This is a genomic window from Azospirillum humicireducens (genome assembly GCF_001639105.2).
GTDB classification, from domain to species: domain Bacteria; phylum Pseudomonadota; class Alphaproteobacteria; order Azospirillales; family Azospirillaceae; genus Azospirillum; species Azospirillum humicireducens.
Window position 1 is genome coordinate 447,317 of record NZ_CP028902.1, and the last position, 5,133, is coordinate 452,449.

The window sequence follows — 5,133 nt, forward strand, 5'->3', positions numbered from 1 at the left end:
TGGCCAAGGATCTCGCCGCCCGCGGCGAGTTGGTGCTGGCCGAGGGCAGCGGCGAAAACGAGCTGATCTACTGATCGCACTCACCGGCTACGTGGCCATAAGGGACGGGCCGCACTGATTTTTTCCCCGGCTGTAACATTGGAGGTTTGACGGATCGCTCGGAAGGGTGAACCCTTGGGGACCGAATGGGCAGGATCAGGGAGGCCGTTGTCACGATGCCTTGGCTATGGGCTGCTCGCGCAGACTCCGGCCGGGCCGGACATCCGGCTTCTGCCCACCGTCCGACCGGCCACAAGGCCGGCGGGCGCCGCTTCGGCCAACAATCAGGGAGCTTCCGAACATCATGACCGCTGACATGCTGCAATCCCGTCTCGTCGCCCGGATGGCCGGCCCGATCGTCGCCGGCCTGCTGGGGCTGGGCGTCGCCGCCGGGCCGCTGGCAGCACTCGCCGAGACCTGGGACATGCCGACCCCCTATCCCGACACGAACCTGCACACCGTGGTGGTTAAGCAGTTCGCGGAAGACGTGAAGGCGGCCACCGGCGGCAAGATCCAGATCACCGTCCATTCCAACGGTTCGCTGGTCCGCCATCCGGAGATCAAGCGCGCGGTCCAGTCCGGACAGGCACAGCTGGGCGAGGTGCTGATCAGCTCCTGGGCGAACGAGGATCCGCTCTTCGGCCTCGATTCGGTGCCCTTCCTCGCCACCGACTTCAAGGCCTCGCGCAAGCTCTACGACGTCTCCAAGCCGTATCTGGAGAAGAAGCTGGAGCGTCAGCGCCTGAAGCTGCTCTACTCGATTCCGTGGCCGCCGCAGGGCCTCTACGTCAAGGACGAGATCCAGTCGATCGACGGGCTGAAGGGGCAGAAATTCCGCGCCTACAACCCGGCAACCACCCGCATCGCCGAACTGAGCGGCGCCGTTCCCGTGAAGATCGAGGCGGCGGAGGTCGCGCAGGCCTTCGGCACCGGCATCGTCACCGCGATGATCACCTCGGCCGCCACCGGCGTCGACACCAAGGCCTGGGACTTCGTGAAGGTCTATTACGACGTCCAGGCCTGGCTGCCGCGCAACATGGTCTTCGTCAACGCGGAAGTGTGGAAGGGGCTGGACGCCAACACCCAGAAGGCGGTCCAGGACGCCGCCGCCAAGGCCGAGGCCGCCGGCTGGGCCGAGTGGGAGAAGAAGACGGCCGAGCTGAACAAGACCATGGCCGGCAACGGCATGAAGGTGCTGCCGCCGTCCGACACGCTGAAGGAAGGCCTGTCCGCCATCGGCAAGACCATGACCGGGGAATGGACCAAGGCCGCCGGTGCCGACGGCGAGGCGATCATCTCCGCCTACCGCAAGTAACCGGCCGTTTGGACCCGGCGGCGATCCGGCCGGCACGCCGCAGCATGGCGGCCGGCCGGACCGCCACCGGTCCATGACGCCCCTTCGCCCCGACCGACCGCAGGAGGTGGTTGCGCCATGCGCACCGCACTGTCCATTCTTTACCGAACCGCCGAGATCCTGGGCGCGGTCGCGCTTGCCGCCATCGCCGTGCTGATCGTCACGCAGGTGGCGAGCCGCCTGTTCGGCCGCATGGTGCCGGGGGCCGACGAGCTTGCCGGCTATTGCATGGCCGCGTCCTTCTTCCTGATGCTGGGGCCGGCTCTGCGCCGCGGCGCCCATATCCGCGTCGGCGTGCTGGTGGAGCGGCTGCACGGCGCCCCCCGCCGCGCCTTCGAACTGGCCTGCCTCGGCTTCGGCACGGCGCTCAGCGCCTATTTCGCCTGGTACTGGGCGCGCATGACCTATGATTCCTATGATTTCGGCGACCTCAGCCAGGGCGTGCTGCCGATCCCGCTGTGGATCCCGCAGGCGCTGATGGCGGTCGGGCTGATCGTGCTGGTGATCGCCTTGCTGGACGATCTTCTGGCGGTGCTGCGGGGCGGGCAAGCCTCGTACCAGCAGGCCGGCATGCAGAGCGAGGGCTGAACGATGGATCAGACGACCGCATCCCTCGTCGTCGTCGTGACGATGTTCCTGATGCTGGGGGCCGGCGTGTGGGTGGCGCTGGCGCTGGCCGGCGTCGGCTTCGTCGCCATGGCGCTGTTCACCGCAAGACCGGTGGGCATGGTGATGGCGACCAACATCTGGGGCGCCAGCACTTCCTGGACGCTGACCGCCTTGCCGCTGTTCATCTGGATGGGCGAGATCCTGTTCCGCACCCGCATCTCGTCCGACATGTTCAAGGGGCTGGCGCCCTGGACCGGCTGGCTGCCCGGCCGGCTGATGCATGTGAACGTCATCGGCTGCTCGATCTTCGCCGCCGTGTCCGGATCGTCGGCCGCCACCGCCGCCACCATCGGCCGCATGACGATTCCGGAGCTGAACCGGCGCGGCTACGACCAGATGATGACTCTGGGATCGCTGGCCGGGGCCGGCACGCTGGGGCTGCTGATCCCACCCTCGATCATCATGATCGTCTATGGCGTGGCGGCCGACGTGTCCATCGCCCGGCTGTTCATTGCCGGCGTCATTCCCGGCATCGTGCTGACCGGGCTCTTCATGGCCTATGTCGGCGGCTGGTCGCTGCTGAACCCCGGCCGGGTGCCGCCGCCGGAGCCGCCGCAGAGCTTCGGGGAGAAGATCCGCGATACGGGCGCGCTGATCCCGGTGATGCTGCTGATCGCCGCGGTGCTGGGCTCCATCTATGTCGGCATCGCCACCCCGACCGAGGCCGCGGGCATCGGCGTGCTGGGGTCGCTGGTGCTGGCGCTGGCGACCGGCACGCTGAGCTGGGCGACCTTCCGCGACAGCCTGTTCGGCGCCGCCCATACCTCCTGCATGATCGGCTTCATCCTGGCGGGTGCGGCCTTCCTGACGGTGGCGATGGGCTATACCGGCATCCCGCGCCTGCTGGCGGAGTGGATCACCACGATGCAGCTGTCGCCAGCGGCGCTGCTGGTGGCGCTGACTGCCTTCTTCATCGTGATGGGCTGCTTCCTCGACGGCATCTCCATGGTGGTGCTGACCACCTCGGTGATCCTGCCGATGGTGCAGCAGGCTGGCATCGACCTGCTGTGGTTCGGCATCTACATCATCATCGTGGTGGAGATGGCGCAGATCACGCCGCCGGTCGGCTTCAACCTGTTCGTGCTGCAGGCGATGACCGGCAAGGACATCTTCACCATCGGCAAGGCCAGCCTTCCCTTCTTCATCCTGATGGTGGTGATGGTGGCCCTGCTGTGGGTTTTCCCCGGCATGGTGACATGGCTGCCGTCGATGATGATCGGGTGAGGAGCGTGGGCGTGGAGATCCGCTTCACCACCGCAGGCGACAGCGCCTTCAACGTCGAGTTCGGCGAGGCCATCGACCGGGCGACCAACGCCCGCGTCATGGCCCTGCACGCCCGGTTGAAGGCAGCCCCGCCACCGGGACTGGTGGAGACGGTGCCGACCTTCCGCTCGCTGCTGGTGGTCTACGACCCGGTCGCCACCGGGCGGCGGGAGATGCAGGCGGCGGTGGAGGCGGCGCTGGCCGGCAGCAACGCCGCCGCTGCCGAAGGGCGGCTGTGGCGCCTGCCGGTCTGCTACGACCCGGATCTCGGCCCCGATCTGGCCGAACTGGCCGATGGGCTGGGGCTGACCGTGGAGCGGGTGGCGGAGTTGCACGGCTCGGCCGAGTATTTCGTCTACATGCTGGGCTTCATGCCGGGCTTCGGCTACATGGGCGACCTGCCGGCCGAGTTGGAACGGCCGCGCCGGACGGAGCCGCGGGTGCGGGTGCCTGCCGGCTCCGTCGCCGTCGCCGGGCGGCTGACCACCGTCTATCCGTGGGAGAGTCCGGGCGGCTGGCACCTGATCGGCCGCTGCCCGGTGCCGCTCTATGACGCCGGCCGGGCCGATCCCGTCCTGCTGACGGCCGGCGACCGAGTGCGCTTCGAGGCGGTGGACCGCGCCGCCTTCGACGGCATCGCGCAGGCGGTGGCCGCCGGCCGCTTCGACCCTGCAAGCCTGAGGGCGGCATCATGAGCGCCTTTCTGACCGTGGTGCGTCCGGGCCTGTTTGCGACGATCCAGGATCTGGGCCGCTTCGGCTTCCAGGAATTGGGCATGCCGGTGGCCGGTGCGCTCGACCCGGTGGCGCTGCGGCTCGCCAATGCGCTGGTCGGCAACCCGCAGGGCATGGCGGGGCTGGAGATCGCGCTGCTCGGCCCTGTCCTGCGGGTGGATTCTCCCGCCGTCCGCATCGCCGCGGTCGGTCCGCTGGCGATGACGCTGGAGCGCGAGGGAGAGGCCACCCGGCCGCTGGAGCCTCACCGCAGCCACAGCCTGCGCCAGGGCGACCTGCTGCGGCTTGGAGCGGTGGATGGGGCCTCGGTCGCCTATCTGGCGGTGGCCGGCGGCTTCGCGCTGGCTCCGGTGATGGGAAGTCTGTCCATCTATGTCCGCGCCGGCATCGGTCCGCTCGGCGGGCGCCCCCTGGGCCAGGACGACCGGCTGCCGCTTGCCCGCGACGGCGCTGCCGATGGGCCGCCCGATGAGCCGGACTTGGAGCTGCCGCAGCCGCCGGAGTACGGCGTCGGGCCGTTGCGCGTCGTTCTCGGGCCGCAGGACGACCGCTTCACCGAGCAGGCTTTGGCGACCTTCCTGTCGGCGGCCTACCATGTCGGCAAGCAGGCCGACCGCATGGGTTTGCGGCTGGAGGGACCGTCGCTGAAGCATCGCGGGTCGGCCGACATCCCGTCGGACGGGCTGGTCACCGGCTCCATCCAGGTGCCGGGCAACGGGCAGCCGATCCTGCTGCTGAACGACCATCAGACTGCCGGCGGCTATACCAAGATCGCCACCGTGATCTCCGCCGACCTGCCCCGCGCCGGCCGCCTGCGCCCCGGCGACCGCCTGTCCTTCCAGGCAGTGACGGTGGACGAGGCCGAAGCGATCCGCCGTCGGCAGGAACAGGCGATATCCGGCTGGATCCGTGCCATCCGCCCGGTGCGCCCGGCCGGCGGCATCGACCTGGAGGCGCTCTATGCGGAGAATCTGATCTCCGGCACGGTGGACATCGTCAATGGCGGCAGCGATCTTCCGCTGGTTTGAGGGGGGGAGCCAAGCCTTTGCCCCCTCCCCAACCCTCCCCCGCTTC

General features: G+C 69.0%; 5 protein-coding genes. All 5 read left to right on the forward strand.

Annotated features, from left to right (window positions below; translation table 11 throughout):
- The first annotated feature begins 343 nt into the window (after nt 1-343).
- The 5 genes from A6A40_RS16555 to A6A40_RS16575 all read left to right on the forward strand — a co-directional run bounded on the left by A6A40_RS16555 (nt 344) and on the right by A6A40_RS16575 (nt 5,087).
- Nucleotides 344-1,354 (forward strand): TRAP transporter substrate-binding protein, encoded by a 1,011-nt coding sequence (locus A6A40_RS16555; protein WP_167562480.1) that lies wholly within the window; start codon nt 344-346, stop codon nt 1,352-1,354.
- A gap of 117 nt (nt 1,355-1,471) precedes the next feature.
- Nucleotides 1,472-1,981: a TRAP transporter small permease gene (locus tag A6A40_RS16560; RefSeq protein ID WP_108546999.1), complete on the forward strand. Its 510-nt coding sequence runs from the start codon at nt 1,472-1,474 to the stop codon at nt 1,979-1,981.
- A gap of 3 nt (nt 1,982-1,984) precedes the next feature.
- Complete coding sequence (locus A6A40_RS16565; RefSeq protein ID WP_108547000.1) at nt 1,985-3,286, forward strand: TRAP transporter large permease; 1,302 nt, start codon at nt 1,985-1,987, stop codon at nt 3,284-3,286.
- Nucleotides 3,259-4,020, forward strand: a complete 762-nt coding sequence (pxpB, locus tag A6A40_RS16570; protein ID WP_236783845.1) for a 5-oxoprolinase subunit PxpB — start codon at nt 3,259-3,261, stop codon at nt 4,018-4,020. Before A6A40_RS16565 ends, pxpB begins: the two co-directional genes overlap by 28 nt.
- Entirely contained in the window at nt 4,017-5,087 is a 1,071-nt protein-coding gene (locus tag A6A40_RS16575) for a 5-oxoprolinase subunit C family protein (RefSeq protein ID WP_108547002.1), read from the forward strand. The genes pxpB and A6A40_RS16575 overlap by 4 nt, the downstream gene beginning before the upstream one ends.
- The last annotated feature ends 46 nt before the right edge of the window (nt 5,088-5,133 follow it).